The organism is Aquabacterium sp. G14 (assembly GCF_037482285.1).
Classification (GTDB): domain Bacteria; phylum Pseudomonadota; class Gammaproteobacteria; order Burkholderiales; family Burkholderiaceae_C; genus Aquabacterium.
The window spans coordinates 1-16,842 of record NZ_JBBEYB010000019.1 but is presented as its reverse complement, the minus strand read 5'-3'; the positions used below and the strand labels follow the sequence as shown (position 1 = coordinate 16,842).

The 16,842-nt window shown below is 63.1% G+C and carries 6 protein-coding genes; 2 read left to right on the top strand and 4 right to left on the bottom strand.

What is annotated here, in order from left to right; genetic code table 11:
* Positions 1 to 6 precede the first annotated feature (6 nt).
* From WIT60_RS15290 to WIT60_RS15280, 3 genes are all read right to left on the bottom strand, one after another.
* The gene (locus WIT60_RS15290; RefSeq protein WP_339584737.1) at positions 7 to 882 is read right to left on the bottom strand and encodes a phosphate/phosphite/phosphonate ABC transporter substrate-binding protein; all 876 of its coding nucleotides are present in this window, start codon (positions 880 to 882) and stop codon (positions 7 to 9) included.
* On the bottom strand, positions 879 to 3,194 hold the full coding sequence (locus WIT60_RS15285; RefSeq protein ID WP_339584736.1) for a putative bifunctional diguanylate cyclase/phosphodiesterase: 2,316 nt from the start codon (positions 3,192 to 3,194) through the stop codon (positions 879 to 881). Before WIT60_RS15285 ends, WIT60_RS15290 begins: the two co-directional genes overlap by 4 nt.
* Before the next feature lie 167 nt (positions 3,195 to 3,361).
* Positions 3,362 to 5,206, bottom strand: a complete 1,845-nt coding sequence (locus WIT60_RS15280; protein WP_339584735.1) for a TolC family outer membrane protein — start codon at positions 5,204 to 5,206, stop codon at positions 3,362 to 3,364.
* A gap of 268 nt (positions 5,207 to 5,474) precedes the next feature.
* Here WIT60_RS15280 and WIT60_RS15275 point away from each other — a divergent pair, with 268 nt between their 5' ends.
* Together WIT60_RS15275 and WIT60_RS15270 are read left to right on the top strand one after the other, a co-directional pair.
* Positions 5,475 to 6,110 carry a transglutaminase-like cysteine peptidase gene (locus tag WIT60_RS15275; RefSeq protein ID WP_339584734.1) on the top strand — a complete coding sequence of 212 codons (636 nt, stop codon included), beginning with the start codon at positions 5,475 to 5,477 and terminating at the stop codon, positions 6,108 to 6,110.
* 13 nt (positions 6,111 to 6,123) lie between these two features.
* Positions 6,124 to 8,040: a bifunctional diguanylate cyclase/phosphodiesterase gene (locus WIT60_RS15270; protein WP_339584733.1), complete on the top strand. Its 1,917-nt coding sequence runs from the start codon at positions 6,124 to 6,126 to the stop codon at positions 8,038 to 8,040.
* Positions 8,041 to 8,125: 85 nt separating this feature from the next.
* Here WIT60_RS15270 and WIT60_RS15265 read toward each other — a convergent pair.
* Positions 8,126 to 16,842, bottom strand: an 8,717-nt coding sequence (locus WIT60_RS15265; protein WP_339584732.1) for an Ig-like domain-containing protein, incomplete at its 5' end; no start/stop codon positions are given.

Here is a 16,842-nt window from a genome sequence, read left to right as displayed (position 1 = left end):
CGGGCCTCACGGATAGAGTTGCCGTATCTCGCGGTAATTCTCAGCCGTGACCGGCACGAAGCCCGTCATGCCCAGTTCCTGCAACATCGGCTGCAGGCGCTGGGTGTGCCCCAGAAACACCCTGCGGATCTGCTCTTGCAGCGCTGGGCACAAGGCCAAGCGGATCACGAAGGGGTCGTAGGGGATCGGCTGTGAGCGCCACAGCACATGGATCTCGTCCATGCGGAGGGTGCCGCGCCGTACCGCTTCGTCGATGGCGGTGCTGGAGACGAACGCCGCATCCACCCGGCCCTGACGCAGAGCCTCCAGCGACCGATCATGCGAACCGGCAAAGGTGATGCGTGAGAAGTAACTTTCCAGCGAGAGCCCTGTCAGCGACTGGATCGCCTGTCTGGGCAGGACGGCTCCAGAGGTGCTGGCTGGGTCGGTGAGGCTGAGGGTGCGGCCTCGCAGTTGCGACAGGTTTTGCAGGTGCGTCGATCGCTTGCTGATGAGCACCGAGTGGTACGCGCTTGCATCCGGGGTTGCCGGGCCCGGGCGAAGGCGGAACGAGGCCACCGGTGTGAGCTGGGCACCCCGGCTCATGGCCACGGCGTAGGACGCGGGGCCCATTTGGGCGACATCGATGTCACCGGTGAGCAGGCCTTCGATGACGGCGCCATAAGATGTGGTCGGAATCCATGCCACCCGCCTTCCCGTCGTGTGCTCAAGGGCCTTGAGCAGTGGGCGGTACTGTTGCGTTTGCCGGTATGGGTCTTTTTCCGGAACCAGGGCCAGCCTCAGCGGCCTGGGGTCTGCGCAGGCATGTGGGGGCTGTGCGACTGCATGCACAGGCAGGCCCAGCGCCACGAGCAGGGTGAAGACGTGGCGCAGCAGGCTCATGTGGGGGCCATGGAGGGGCGGCTGAGCAGTGCGCTGGCCTGGGTGGCTGGGACCGGACGACTGAAGAAGTAGCCCTGTACCTGATCGCAGCCCGCAGTTTTCAGGTGCACCAGTTGGTCGACCAGCTCCACGCCTTCGGCCACCACACACATGTTGAGGTTGTGCGCCAGCGTGATGATGGAGCTCACGATGACGGCGTCGTCGGGGCTGTTGCGGATGTCGTGGATGAAGCCTCGGTCGATCTTGAGGCAGTGGATCGGCAGCGTGCGGATGTAGCCCAGGCTGGAGAAGCCGCTTCCATAGTCATCCAGGGAAATGTGGATGCCCAATCGCTCCAGATGATGCAGCACGGTGTTGGCCACGTCCATCGATTCCACCAGACAGGTCTCGGTGATCTCGACCTGGATCAGCTCGCCCGGCAGGTCGTACCGGTGCAGGAGCTGTGAGATGCGCTCGGGCAGCATGTCGTCGTGCAGTTGAACGGCCGAGACATTGAAGGCAATGGGCACGAGGCGCTGGCCCTCTTTGCGCCAGCTGGCGAGTTGCCGGCAGCAGGCTTCAGCCACCCAGTCACCCAGCTCCAAAATGGCGCCGGTGCGCTCCGCCAGGGGAATGAAGTCGTTGGGATAGATGAGTCCCAGCTCCGGGTGCTGCCAGCGCACGAGGGCCTCGAAGCCGCTGATCTGGTAGTCATTCAGGCTCACCTTGGGCTGAAAGTGGAGCACCAATTCGCCGTCTGCGATCGCATGCGGCAGGCGTTGGGCGAGGTTGAAGAGCCGTGCGTCGGTGGGGTTCAGGGAGGCGTCATAGAAGGTGTAGCGGGCTCGTCCAGCGCGCTTGGACTGGTACATGGCCGCATCGGCATTGCGGCACAAGGCGTCGGTGTCGTTGCCGTCACGCGGGAACAGGGCGACACCGATGCTGGGACTCACCTGAATGTCATGGCCGTCCAGATCGGTGAACGGCTTGCAGAGTTCGGAGACGAGCTTGCCGGCCACCACGGCGGCGTCGTCGGCTCGTGGCAGGGCGGTGAGCAGGATGGCGAATTCGTCGCCCCCGAGGCGGGCGATGAGGTCTGACTCACGCAAGAGTGCGCGCAGGCGTGCAGACACAGCCTGGAGCAGCAGGTCGCCGACATGATGACCCAGGGTGTCATTCACTTCCTTGAAGCGATCAAGGTCCATGTACATCAGCGCGTAGTGCTTGCGGTTTCGTCTCGCCTGCTGCAGGTGGCTGCTCAGCAACTCGTTGAACATGCGCCGGTTCGGCAGACCGGTCAAGGGATCGTGGGCGGCCATGACAAAGGCCCGGCGCTTTTCTTCCTCCAGTTGGGTGATCAGGGCACGATTGCTGCGGTCGGCCTCGGCCAGTGCGGCGGCGTAGCTGGCTTGTCGGCGGATGCCCAAGGTCACCCACGTGGTGGCCGCCAGGAACAAGGCGCTGACCAGGAGCAGCACGCTCAGGAAGCGCTCGCGCGTGGCCATGTGTGGCGCCAGGATTTCGTCCATCTCCCGGCTGACAATGACCTGGAATGGCATCTGATGGACTTGCTGATGGCTGGAGAGAAACGCGGGGCCTCGTTCGCGCTCATCCGAGCGCTGCCTGTCGGGTGGCTGGCTCACGGGTAACAGGTGGGAGGTATGCGCGAGCTGGCTTTGCAGCACGAGGCCCTCTTGGCGAGCCTCTGCGATGATCTCTCCGTTGAGCCGGACGACCTGGATCAAGCCAGTGCGACCCATGTCGATGTGCTGATACAGGCGCAGAAAGTAACCGAGGTCCAGCACGACGAGCAGCACCCCTGCGTTGCGGTCATCCGGACCGGGCACGGGGAGCAAGAGCGGAACCTGCCAGGCCTGCTCATTCCTCTGAGGCCTCGGTGCCAAGGCAATGTGAGCGACGGACTGGCCTGGGGGCGGCTGCAAAAGGTGAAGCAAGGCCGCCCGCAGCTCGGGAGGATCCTCTCCCGGTGAACTGGCGTAGACACGGCGAAGCGCATCGTCGTACAAGGCGGCCCGCAGAAAGATGCGGTCCGCCGCGATCATCGCGTTCAAGCGTGAGGGCACCTCTGCAGCGTGGCCGCCGAACCAGCTCTCGGCAGCGATGGCCATCAGTTTGCCGCGATCGATGACCTGGCCCAGGTTTTCGGAGATGATGGCTGTGAGGTTCTGCTGCTGAGCGTGGGCGTTCGCACGCGTCAGCATGCGTTCCGACTCCAGGCGTTGCCAGGTGAAACTCCAGACCAGTGCGAGAAGCCCCAGAGACAGGGTGGCGCTGACGAACATCAGCCAACGGCCATGTCGGGACCCCAGCATAGCGAGCCATGCGCAGTTCGGCAGAGAGGAAAGGGGGCGCACGATGAGAGACAACCAGAAAGCCGCGAGTCTGCGACCGGTGTGTGTCAAACCGTTGACAAGCCCTGAAATGACAAGGCGTCCTGAAAGGACGCCTTGTGGGGTTGGTCAGAGAAGCTGAGCCGCGATCAGCGGTTGCTTTCCTTGACGATGACCCATTTGCCGTCAATCTGCTTCCAGGTCAGCACCTTGACGCTGTTGTCCTTGTAGTTGCTGGAGCTGTACTTCTGGTCGAAGCGCGTCACGACAGTGTCACCCACGGCCTGCGTCTGGATGTTGTCGAGTGTCAACTCGATCGTGCCGGTCTTGCCGACCAGTCGACGACGCTCCTGAATCCACTTGGCCGAGGTGCTGCGGCTGGGGGCGAAGTCCTTGGCGTAGAAAGCCAGATACCCATCGACGTCCTTCGCCATCCAGGTGTCAGCCCAGTCGCGCAGGCGCTGTGAGACGGTGACCACTGCGGGTGAGGGCGCCGGTGCGGGTGCGCTGGGCGCGGCGACCACCGGAGTGGCCTCGGTGATGGCAGGCACCGCGAGCTTGCGGGCGCGGGCATCGAGTTCACCCAGGCTGGTGGCCTTCACGTCGATGGCCGTCACCGGGCAGCGTTGGGCCGCATCGTTGGCAGCCTGCCAGTCCTGTGGAGCGCCTTCGGTGCCTTCGGTGTCGCGAGACAGTCCGAGGGTGCTGGTGAGGCTGTGTTTGGCGGCCTGGGTGCGTGCGTACGCCAACTGCAGATCAGATTCGGCGTTGGCGTAGGAGCGCTTGGCGGTGTAGAGCTCGTTCTCTGCGTTCAGCAGGTCCAGCAGGCTGCGCTGGCCGATGTCGAACTGCTGACGGTAGGCGTCACGGGCTTTCTCGATGGCCAGCACGTTGCGATCGAGTGCCACCAGCTGGTCTTGCAGCTTGCGGATATCGTTGTGAGCGATGGCCACAGTCTGGCGAACGTCACGGCAGGCGCGGTCCCGCTGGTCGGCGGCCTGGTTGAGCAGGTCGGCGTACTGACGCACGCGAGCTTTGTCGCTGCCGCCGTTGAAGAGGTTCCAGTTCAGCAGGATTTCTGCCGAGCTGTCACGCTTTTGGTCTTGCACGCCGTCGAAGTTCTTGCCCACGCCTGTGCGCACACGTGCTTCCACGGTGGGTTGGTAGCGGCTTTCGGCGCCCTTGGCCTGAGCTTGTGCAGCGCGCAGGTTTTCAATGGCTGCACTGATGCTGGCGTGCTTGGACAAGGCCTGGTTGATGGTGTCGACATTGCCCGGGAGGATGCCCTTGGACAGGTCGACGCCCAGCGTGGTCGATGTGGCGGAAGGGACGTCGCCCACGATGCGCAGGTAGCGGGCGCTGACATCGTGCAGGTTGGCCAGTTCGGTGGTCAGGTTGGACTCTGCCAAAGCCAGGCGGGCGTTGGCCTGTTCGGCATCGACACCGCGGCCGATGCCAGCCTTGAACTTGGTTTGCAACTGGTCAAAGGCGTATTTGTGCTGGACGTAGTTGTCTTCGGCCAGCGCGACGAGTTTGCGGTAGCGCTCCACGTCCAGATAGGCGCGAGCGGCTTCCAGCGCAGTGTCTTCGGTGGTGCTGAGGAACTCGAAGTAGCGGGTGAGGCGCGCGTGATCGAGCCGTGTCACTTCCTGTCGCGTGGCCATGCCGTCCCACAGGATCTGGCTGGCGCTCAGGGCCAGACCGGTGCGGCTGAGGCTTTGCGATGTGGGGCTGCGCGAGGTGATGCGGTCGTTGTCACGACCTACGCTGGCGGTCAGGTCGACGCTGGGCAGGTATTGGCCTCGGGCGACATCCACCTCGTTGCCTGCAGCACGCAGGGCATTGAGGCGCGCAGTGACGTCAGGGTTGTTGTTGATGGCCTGTTGCACGGCCGCAGCCAGACCGGTGGGTTGTGCGCTTTGTGCGTGGGCGGTGACGGACAGGATGGCCAGGCTCAGGGCTGTCAGGCTCAGCTTGATCGTTTTGTTGTTCACGTAATCCTCAATTTCATGTGCGCAAACACCGCCCAGCTGCCGAAACGGCGCCGTGGCTGCTCCGTGACACAAAGGGCTTGTGTCATGATTTGGGCATTCTGGCATCAAATTATGCTTACAGATTCTTACATTATCCGGCATTGATCAGCCTCCACCAGAATGGGGGGGCGTATCGGGATGCACCATTGGCTGAGTCTTTCGTTTGCGTGTGATCTGGCGTTCACTGTTGCTCAGACATTTCAGTGCTGAAGGGAGCAGGCTGGGGTGCGTGCGAGCTGCCTTGCTGGCACTTTGCCTGGTGTGTGCCGGCGTTGGCAGTCATGCATGGGTGTCGGAGCGCATGTTGACGCAGGCGCAGCGCCTGGGGCCTTCAGTGGCGGCGCGGGCGCAGTTGCTGGCGCAAGAAATCATGGAGGCACAAGATCTGGAGGAGGAGTCCCGTCTCAAGGGAGTCAACACTTTCTTCAATCGCGCCATTCAGTTCCGTGATGACAAGGATGTGTGGGGACAGCTGGATTACTGGGCTTCGCCGCTGGAGATGATGAACCGGGGGCAGGGTGATTGCGAGGACTTTGCGATCGCCAAGTACTTTGCCCTGATGGCAGCTGGGGTGCCCAGCGCCAAGTTGCGTCTGGTGTACGTGCGAGCACAGATCGGTGCCGTCACGCAGGCCCACATGGTGCTCGCGTATTACCGCGACCCCCTGGCCGAGCCGCTGATTCTCGACAATTTGTTGGGTGACATTCGTCCGGCTTCGCGCCGGCCGGATCTCAAACCCGTGTTCAGTTTCAACGCCGAAGGCATGTGGCAAGGGGTGGGCGCGTCCAGCGCCGGCGATCCTTCGGCCCGCTTGTCACGCTGGCGGGACATGTTAACGAAAGCCAAGGCCGAAGGCTGGTGGTGAGGATGGTGCAGGTATGTCATTGATTCGTCAGATCTGGTTGCTGCTGCTGGGGACGCTGTTGCTGGCGTTTCTGGGCAGTTTTGCGGTGTGGATGGCGTCATCGCAGGGCTATCTGGAGACGCAGTTGCGGATGAAGAATGCCGACAACGCGCAGGCTTTGGCCCTGAACCTGTCACAGCAAAAGGGCGATGCCATTGCGATGGAGTTGGCGGTGATGGCCATGTTTGACACGGGCTATTACCAACGGATCACGTTGAAGGACGCCACGGGCAAGGTGGTGTTCAACCAGGTCTCGGACGCAGGCGGCCAGCAGTCGGCTGTGCCGGCGTGGTTCGTGAATCTGATGCCGGTGGTGTCTGCGCCGGGGGTGGCTCAGGTGTCTGACGGCTGGCGGGCCCTGGGCTCGGTGGAAGTGGTGAGTCATTCCGCGTTTGCCCATGCTCAGTTGTGGGAAGGAGCATTGAAAACGGCTGGATGGTTGGCGTTGCTGGGGGGGGTGTCCGGTGTGCTGGCCACTTTTGGGGTGCGTGGCATCCGCCAACCGCTGGAGGCCACGGTGGGGCAAGCGCAGGCACTGATGGAGCGTCGCTTCATCACGGTCAAGGAACCACGGGTGCCGGAATTGGCGCGCTTGTCTCGGGCGATGAATGGTGTGGTGATGCGTTTGAAGGCCTTGTTCGACGAGCAGGCCACACAGGTGGAGGTGCTGCGTCAGCAGGCACATTGCGATCCGCTCACCGGGTTGTCGCATCGGGCCCATTTCATGACCCAATTGGCCAGTGCCTTGCAGGATGAAGAAGGCGCAGGTACCGGGGTGTTGTATTTCTTGCGGGTGAGTGATCTGCAGGGCTTGAACCACACCCTGGGGCACATGCAGACCGATGCTCTGTTGCAAAAGTTGGGGCAGTCTTTGAGAGAGGTGACACAGAGCGCCAGTGGTGCGTGTGTGGGGCGCCTGAACGGCGGGGACTTTGCCGTGTGTGTGCAGGGTGTGGATGCTTTGCGTGAGGTGGCACCGCAGGCCTGCGTGCAAGCTTGGCAAGGGGTGCTCAGCCGGGAAGGTGTCTCGGCGTCGTTTGCGCTGGGGGGGGTGACGTGGGCGCGCGGCATGTCTGAACCCCAGGTGTTGGCCGCGGCGGATTCCGCGCTGGCACGTGCAGAGGCGCGCGGACCGTTTGCCGTGGAGGTGGGTCATAGCGACGAGGGCGCTGACCGAGTGCTGGGTGAGGATGCCTGGCGTCAAAGCCTTTTGGAGGCATTGGCGGAGCGCCGAGGGCGTTTGGTGACGTTCCCAGTGGTGGACCGCCAGGGCAAGTTGGTGCATCACGAGTGTCCGATGCGTCTCCAGGTGGCGCGCGATGGTGCGTTTGAAGTGGCTTCGACCTGGTTGCCGATGGCCTTGCGTACGGCCTTGATGTCTCAGATTGACGCCTTGGCGGTGAGTTTGGCACTGGAGGCGATTTCACAGGATCGGGTGCCACGGGGCGTCAACCTGTCGCCCGCGTCTTTGCTGGACAGTGGCTTTGTGCCGCGGATGCGTGCTTTGCTGATGGCCTCACCCAAGGCCACCCGGCTGTTGTGGCTGGAGGTTGCCGAGAGTGCGGCTGTGGAGCGTTTCGAGCTGGTTCGCGAGTTGTGCAAGCAGCTTCGGCCCTTGGGTGCTCGCATTGGCTTGGAGCACGCGGGGGAGCGTCTGACGCGCATCGAGTTCTTGTTTGAGGCGGGTCTTGATTATGTGAAGCTCGATGCCTCTGTGATTCAGGGGGTATCGCGTGATGCCGCACGTGCAGCGTTCGTACAGGCCACGGTGGGCATGTTGCATGGCTTGGGCTTGCAGGTGTATGCAGAGGGCGTGAGCGATGGCGCCGATGTGCCCGTGTTGTTCCAGTTGGGACTGGATGGGTTGACGGGGCCAGTGATGAAGCTTTGAATGCGCGCTGACGTTCGGTTGGCGGTGACAATGAGAAACGGCCCCCGAGGGGGCCGTTTTTGTTGGGATCGCGTTGCGGCCTTGATCAGTCCGTGATGAGCTTGCCGGCAGCGAGCAGGTTCTGGATGATCTGGGCGTTGGTGAGCGAGTTGTTGTTGCTCAGGTCGACGCCTTGGAGAGTGATGGTCTGGTCATCCTTGGTTGCGGCGTAGCCTCCCGAGCCGTAAGCACCTGTGCTGCTGATGTGAAGCAGGGTGTTGCTGCCCACGGTTTCGAAGCGCAGGAAGCTGTCGAGGTTGCCCACGTTCGTGCCGGTGTGCAATTCGCCTTGCAGCAGATCGCGCAGATCCAGGACGTCACCGCCGGAGGCCCGGCTGGCTGTGTTGAAGTCTGTGATCACGTCGTGGTAGGCGCTGCCCGGTGTGCCGCGGTCATTGAGGGTCCAGGCAAACACGTCGGCACCTTGACCACCACTCATGACATCGTTGCCTTGGCCACCATAGATGGTGTCCACGCCGCCGCCGCCAGAGATCTGATCGGCGCCACCGCCACCGTAGATGGTGTCGTTGCCGCTGCTGCCGGTGATGTTTTCAGGGTCGCTGCTGCCTTGATATGGCACACCGTTGTTGCTCAAGGTGACTGTGACGGGCGGAGCCACGTTGATGCTGACGTTGGAGCTGGCAGTGTCTCCGTCGGTGTCTCGCACCGTGAAGTCCAGACGGTCCACCGCGCTGGTGGTCACGTTGGTTGGCGCGGTGTAGACGTAGCCGCCGTCATCCAGGTCGATCAGGAATGTGCCACCCAGTGCGGTCTTGACCGACAGCGTTTGCTCTGCCGTTGAGAAGGTGCCGCGGTTGGTGCCAGAGAGCACGCTGATGCTTCCGCCGTTGCTGGGGTTGTACGCGTAGCGTGTGCCGTCGATGACCACCTCCGACAGGTAGGCACCATCTGCGCCAGCCTGGCTGAGCAAGTCACCGCTGGCTTGAACGGGCGTCTGTGTCGAGGTGACTTGAGCGTAGATGCCAAAGGTGTTGTTGTTGGTGTTCTCGTCGGTGTAGATGGTGTCGACGATGTTGCCAGACCTGTCTTGGAAACCCAGCAAGCTGACGGTGTAGCTTTGACCTGCGATCTGCACGCTGACGGTTTGTGCGGGCAGGTTGATGATGTCGCGTGAAGCGATGGCATCGCTGCTGTTGGTGGTCTCGGTGTGGTTGAGTCGGACAGTGAAGTTGATGGGTGTGGAGACGCCGTTGATCACGACATCCATGCGGATGGTGACGTCGGTGTAGGCCAAGGTGGAGCTGCCGCTGTAGATCCCGTAGTTGGAGTGCGTGAAGTCACCCAGCTTGAATGGTGTGCCTTCTGTGATGGAGGCGCCGGTACTGCTGGTGAGGTTGACGTTGTCCACCAGGTCGTAGCCAGAGCGGCCCGAACTCGTGGCTGCATCACCCCAGCGCAGACGATCGATGAGGGTGTCGTGGCTGTCGACGTTGGTGCGGGTGACTTGTGACGTTCCGTTGATGTAGGTGTCGCTGGTGAAGCCCGCGTCAAGGTCGTTGACGGAAATGGAGTCGGTGCGTACGCGAAGGTTGTGGGTGGTCGCACTGGCTTGTGGTGTGTCATCGGTGATGTTCACCGTGAGCGCACTCAGCGTGCTGAGGCTGCCATCGGAGGCCGTGACCCCAATGTTGAACGAGGCGGTGTTCTGTCCTTGTCCTGTGAGGTGGTCAATCGGCTTGGAGAGTGTGACGCTGTATGCGCCTTGGTCATCGATGGTGGCGCGGATGACCTCTGCGCTGCCCGCAGATCCGATCAAGGTCTTGCCGTCTGAGCTCAAGCTCCAGCTCACAGCGGTGCCGCCTGAAGTCAGGTTGACTGTGGGCTGGGTCAAGCGGATGTTGAGGGCGTTGCCGTCGATGTCGCTGACGCTGATGGTGCCGGACTGTGTGGTGCTGGATCCCGACAGGCTGGCCTCAAGCAAGGTGGCGGAGGCTGTACCTACGACAGGCGCGTCATTGACAGGAGCGACTTGCACGTTGACGGTGGCTGGTGCCGAGGTCAGTGCCCCATCGGAGACGGTGTAGGTGAAGTCCGCGACACCATTGAAGTTTGCGTTCGGTGTGAAGGTGATGGTGCCGTTGGGGTTCAACACGACCGAGCCACCGTTGCCAGAGGTGACGCTGGCGATGGTCAAGGTGGCGGAGTCGACATCGGCGTCGTTGCCCAGCAACTGGGCCGCCGTGTAGGTTACCGGTGTGTCTTCGACTGCTGTGAGGTTGTCGTTTCTCGCAATCGGTGCGTCGTTCACAGGCGAGATGCCCACGTTGACCGTGGCGGTGGCGGTGCCACCCTTGCCGTCAGAGACGGTGACGGTGAAGCTGTCCGAGCCGTTGAAATTGGCAGCAGGCGTGTAGGTCCAGCTGCCGTTGGCATTGACCGAGACAGTGCCGTTGGCGGGGCCGGTGCCCAGGGCGTAGCTCAATGCATCGCCATCGGCATCGGAGCCGACGACCTGGCCGGACACAGCGGTGTCTTCTTCGGTCGTGACGCTGTAGTTGCCAGCGACGGGGTCGAAGCCTGGGCTGGTTGGATCGATCACCGGCACGTCATTGGCCGGTGTCACACCGACGTTGACCGTGGCGGTGGCAGTGCCCCCTTTGCCGTCAGAGACGGTGACGGTGAAGCTGTCCGAGCCGTTGAAATTGGCAGCAGGCGTGTAGGTCCAGCTGCCGTTGGCATTGACCGAGACAGTGCCGTTGGCGGGGGCGGTGCCCAGTGCGTAGGTGAGGGCATCGCCATCGGCATCGGAGCCGATGACCTGACCGGACACGGCGGTGTCTTCTTCGGTCGTGACGCTGTAGTTGCCAGCGACGGGGTCGAAGCCTGGGCTGTTCGGGTCGATCACCGGCACGTCATTGGCCGGTGTCACGCCGACGTTGACCGTGGCGGTGGCGGTGCCCCCCTTGCCGTCAGAGACGGTGACGGTGAAGCTGTCAGCACCGTTGAAATTGGCGGCAGGCGTGTAAGTCCAGCTGCCGTTGGCATTGACCGAGACGGTACCGTTGGCGGGGCCTGTGCCCAGGGCGTAGCTCAATGCGTCGCCATCGGCATCGGAGCCGATGACCTGACCGGACACGGCGGTGTCTTCCTCGGTCGTGACGCTGTAGTTGCCAGCGACAGGGTCGAAGCCCGGGCTGTTCGGATCGATCACCGGCGTATCGTTGTCGCCTGTGACGGTGATGCTCACGTTTACCGGTGCAGAGACCAGACCTTGTGCATCGCGGATGGTGTAGCTGAAGCTGTCAGCGCTGGTCTCGCTGCCATCGTGTTGATAGCTGACGGTGCCATCGGCATTGACCGTGATGGAGCCGTAAGCAGGGGCGGACGTGATGACGATGCTGGAGAGATCCAGCGTGCTGTCGATATCGCCGTCGTTGCTGGCCAGATTGATCAGGACGTTGCCGCCTTCGGCCACTGTGGCGCTGTCTGCCACAGCCACAGGGGCATCGTTGATGGGTGTGACACCGACGTTGACCGTGGCGGTGGCAGTGCCACCCTTGCCGTCAGAGACGGTGACGGTGAAGCTGTCCGCACCGTTGAAATTGGCGGCAGGCGTGTAAGTCCAGCTGCCGTTGGCATTGACCGAGACGGTACCGTTGGCAGGGCCGGTGCCCAGTGCGTAGCTCAATGCATCGCCATCGGCATCGGAGCCGACGACCTGGCCGGACACAGCGGTGTCTTCTTCGGTCGTGACGCTGTAGTTGCCAGCGACGGGGTCGAAGCCTGGGCTGGTTGGATCGATCACCGGCACGTCATTGGCCGGTGTCACACCCACGTTGACCGTGGCGGTGGTGCTGCCACCCTTGCCGTCAGAGACGGTGACGGTGAAGCTGTCAGCACCGTTGAAGTTGGCGGCAGGCGTGTAGGTCCAGCTGCCGTTGGCGTTGACCGAGACGGTGCCGTTGGCAGGACCTGTGCCCAGGGCGTAGCTCAATGCATCGCCATCGGCATCGGAGCCGACGACCTGGCCGGACACAGCGGCGTCTTCTTCGGTCGTGACGCTGTAGTTGCCAGCGACTGGGTCGAAGCCCGGGCTGCTTGGATCGATCACCGGCACGTCATTGGCCGGTGTCACACCGACGTTGACCGTGGCGGTGGCAGTGCCACCCTTGCCGTCAGAGACGGTCACGGTGAAGCTGTCCGAGCCGTTGAAATTGGCGGCAGGCGTGTAAGTCCAGCTGCCGTTGGCATTGACCGAGACGGTGCCGTTGGCAGGGCCGCTTCCCAGTGCGTAGGTGAGGGCATCGCCATCGGCATCGGAGCCGACGACCTGGCCGGACACGGCGGTGTCTTCCTCGGTCGTGACGCTGTAGTTGCCAGCGACAGGGTCGAAGCCCGGGCTGTTCGGATCGATCACCGGCGCATCGTTGTCGCCTGTGACGGCGATGCTCACGTTCACCGGTGCCGAGACCAGACCTTGTGCGTCGCGGATGGTGTAGCTGAAGCTGTCAGCGCTGGTCTCGCTGCCATCGTGTTGATAGCTGACGGTGCCATCGGCATTGACCGTGATGGAGCCGTAAGCAGGGGCGGACGTGATGACGATGCTGGAGAGATCCAACGTGCTGTCGATATCGCCGTCGTTGCTGGCCAGATTGATGACGACGTTGCCGCCTTCGGCCACGGTGGCGCTGTCTGCCACAGCCACAGGGGTATCGTTGATGGGTGTCACACCGACGTTGACCGTGGCGGTGGCAGTGCCGCCCTGGCCGTCAGAAACGGTCACGGTGAAGCTGTCAGCACCGTTGAAGTTGGCGGCAGGTGTGTAAGTCCAGCTGCCGTTGGCGTTGACCGAGACGGTGCCGTTGGCAGGGCCTGTGCCGAGGGCATAGGTCAATGCATCGCCATCGGCATCGGAGCCGACGACCTGACCGGACACGGCGGTGTCTTCCTCGGTGGTGACGCTGTAGTTGCCAGCAACGGGGTCGAAGCCCGGGCTGCCTGGATCGATCACCGGCACGTCATTGGCCGGTGTCACACCCACGTTGACCGTGGCGGTGGCAGTGCCACCCTTGCCGTCAGAGACGGTGACGGTGAAGCTGTCAGCACCGTTGAAGTTGGCGGCAGGTGTGTAAGTCCAGCTGCCATTGGCGTTGACCGAGACGGTGCCGTTGGCAGGGCCTGTGCCCAGGGCGTAGCTCAATGCGTCGCCATCGGCATCGGAGCCGATGACCTGGCCGGACACGGCGGTGTCTTCCTCGGTCGTGACGCTGTAGTTGCCAGCGACAGGGTCGAAGCCCGGGCTGCTTGGATCGATCACCGGCACGTCGTTGGCCGGTGTCACACCCACGTTGACGGTGGCGGTGGCAGTGCCGCCCTTGCCGTCAGAGACGGTCACGGTGAAGCTGTCAGCGCCGTTGAAATTGGCGGCAGGCGTGTAGGTCCAGCTGCCATTGGCGTTGACCGAGACGGTGCCGTTGGCAGGGCCTGTGCCCAGGGCATAGGTGAGGGCATCGCCATCGGCATCGGAGCCGACGACCTGGCCGGACACGGCGGTGTCTTCCTCGGTCGTGACGCTGTAGTTGCCAGCGACAGGGTCGAAGCCCGGGCTGTTCGGATCGATCACCGGCACGTCATTGGCCGGTGTCACACCCACGTTGACCGTGGCGGTGGCAGTGCCACCCTTGCCGTCAGAGACGGTGACGGTGAAGCTGTCAGCACCGTTGAAGTTGGCGGCAGGTGTGTAAGTCCAGCTGCCATTGGCGTTGACCGAGACGGTGCCGTTGGCAGGGCCGGTGCCCAGGGCGTAGCTCAATGCGTCGCCATCGGCATCGGAGCCGACGACCTGACCGGACACGGCGGTGTCTTCCTCGGTGGTGACGCTGTAGTTGCCAGCGACGGGGTCGAAGCCCGGGCCGTTCGGATCGATCACCGGCACGTCATTGGCCGGTGTCACACCCACGTTGACCGTGGCGGTGGCAGTGCCACCCTGGCCGTCAGAGACGGTGACGGTGAAGCTGTCCGAGCCGTTGAAGTTGCTGGCAGGTGTATAAGTCCAGCTGCCGTTGGCATTGACCGAGACGGTGCCGTTGGCGGGGCCTGTGCCCAGTGCGTAGGTGAGGGCATCGCCATCGGCATCGGAGCCGACGACCTGACCGGACACAGCGGTGTCTTCCTCGGTCGTGACGCTGTAGTTGCCAGCGACAGGGTCGAAGCCCGGGCTGCTTGGATCGATCACCGGCACATCATTGGCCGGTGTCACGCCCACGTTGACCGTGGCGGTGGCGGTGCCGCCCTTGCCGTCAGAGACGGTGACGGTGAAGCTGTCCGAGCCGTTGAAGTTGGCGGCAGGTGTATAGGTCCAGCTGCCGTTGGCATTGACCGAGACAGTGCCGTTGGCAGGGCCGGTGCCCAGGGCGTAGCTCAATGCGTCGCCATCGGCATCGGAGCCGATGACCTGACCGGACACAGCGGTGTCTTCCTCGGTCGTGACGCTGTAGTTGCCAGCGACGGGGTCGAAGCCCGGGCTGGTTGGATCGATTACCGGCGCATCGTTGTCGCCTGTGACGGTGATGCTCACGTTCACCGGTGCCGAGACCAGACCTTGTGCATCGCGGATGGTGTAGCTGAAGCTGTCAGCGCTGGTCTCGCTGCCATCGTGTTGATAGCTGACGGTGCCGTCGGCATTGACCGTGATAGAGCCGTAAGCAGGGGCGGACGTGATGACGATGCTGGAGAGATCCAGCGTGCTGTCGATATCGCCGTCGTTGCTGGCCAGATTGATGAGGACGTTGCCGCCTTCGGCCACTGTGGCGCTGTCTGCCACAGCCACAGGGGCATCGTTGATGGGTGTGACACCGACGTTGACCGTGGCGGTGGCAGTGCCACCCTTGCCGTCAGAGACGGTGACGGTGAAGCTGTCCGAGCCGTTGAAGTTGCTGGCAGGTGTGTAGGTCCAGCTGCCGTTGGCATTGACCGAGACGGTACCGTTGGCGGGGCCTGTGCCCAGGGCGTAGCTCAATGCATCGCCATCGGCATCGGAGCCCACGACCTGGCCGGACACAGCGGTGTCTTCTTCGGTCGTGACGCTGTAGTTGCCAGCGACAGGGTCGAAGCCCGGGCTGCTCGGATCGATCACCGGCACATCATTGGCCGGTGTCACGCCCACGTTGACCGTGGCGGTGGCGGTGCCGCCCTTGCCGTCGGAGACGGTGACGGTGAAGCTGTCCGAGCCGTTGAAATTGGCGGCAGGCGTGTAGGTCCAGCTGCCGTTGGCATTGACCGAGACGGTGCCGTTGGCGGGGCCGGTGCCCAGGGCGTAGCTCAATGCGTCGCCATCGGCATCGGAGCCGACGACCTGGCCGGACACGGCGGTGTCTTCCTCGGTCGTGACGCTGTAGTTGCCAGCGACGGGGTCGAAGCCCGGGCTGGTTGGATCGATTACCGGCGCATCGTTGTCGCCTGTGACGGTGATGCTCACGTTCACCGGTGCAGAGACCAGACCTTGTGCATCGCGGATGGTGTAGCTGAAGCTGTCAGCGCTGGTCTCGCTGCCATCGTGTTGATAGCTGACGGTGCCATCGGCATTGACCGTGATGGAGCCGTAAGCAGGGGCGGACGTGATGACGATGCTGGAGAGATCCAGCGTGCTGTCGATATCGCCGTCGTTGCTGGCCAGATTGATCAGGACGTTACCGCCTTCGGCCACTGTGGCGCTGTCTGCCACAGCCACAGGGGCATCGTTGATGGGTGTGACACCGACGTTGACCGTGGCGGTGGCAGTGCCACCCTTGCCGTCAGAGACGGTGACGGTGAAGCTGTCCGCACCGTTGAAGTTGGCGGCAGGCGTGTAAGTCCAGCTGCCGTTGGCATTGACCGAGACGGTACCGTTGACGGGGCCTGTGCCCAGGGCGTAGCTCAATGCGTCGCCATCGGCATCGGAGCCGATGACCTGACCGGACACGGCGGTGTCTTCCTCGGTCGTGACGCTGTAGTTGCCAGCGACAGGGTCGAAGCCTGGGCTGCTTGGATCGATCACCGGCACGTCATTAGCCGGTGTCACACCCACGTTGACCGTGGCGGTGGCAGTGCCACCCTTGCCGTCAGAGACGGTGACGGTGAAGCTGTCCGAGCCGTTGAAGTTGCTGGCAGGCGTGTAGGTCCAGCTGCCGTTGGCATTGACCGAGACGGTACCGTTGGCGGGGCCGGTTCCCAGTGCGTAGCTCAATGAATCGCCATCGGCATCGGAGCCAACGACCTGGCCGGACACGGCGGTGTCTTCCTCGGTCGTGACGCTGTAGTTGCCAGCGACAGGGTCGAAGCCCGGGCTGCTTGGATCGATCACCGGCACGTCATTGGCCGGTGTCACGCCCACGTTGACCGTGGCGGTGGCAGTGCCACCCTTGCCGTCAGAGATGGTAACGGTGAAGCTGTCCGAGCCGTTGAAGTTGCTGGCAGGCGTGTAAGTCCAGCTGCCGTTGGCATTGACCGAGACGGTACCGTTGGCGGGGCCTGTGCCCAGGGCGTAGCTCAATGCATCGCCATCGGCATCGGAGCCGACGACCTGGCCGGATACAGCGGTGTCTTCTTCGGTGGTGACGCTGTAGTTGCCAGCAACGGGGTCGAAGCCCGGGCTGCTCGGATCGATCACCGGCACATCATTGGCCGGTGTCACGCCCACGTTGACCGTGGCGGTGGCGGTGCCGCCCTTGCCGTCGGAGACGGTGACGGTGAAGCTGTCCGCACCGTTGAAATTGGCGGCAGGCGTGTAAGTCCAGCTGCCGTTGGCGTTGACCGAGACAGTGC

What these genes read in the sequence shown, in the direction of transcription:
- WIT60_RS15270 (WP_339584733.1), top strand. Translation starts at nt 6,124, where the DNA reads ATGTCATTGATTCGTCAGATCTGGTTGCTGCTGCTGGGGACGCTGTTG.
- WIT60_RS15290 (WP_339584737.1), bottom strand. Translation starts at nt 882, where the DNA reads ATGAGCCTGCTGCGCCACGTCTTCACCCTGCTCGTGGCGCTGGGCCTG.
- WIT60_RS15285 (WP_339584736.1), bottom strand. Translation starts at nt 3,194, where the DNA reads ATGCTGGGGTCCCGACATGGCCGTTGGCTGATGTTCGTCAGCGCCACC.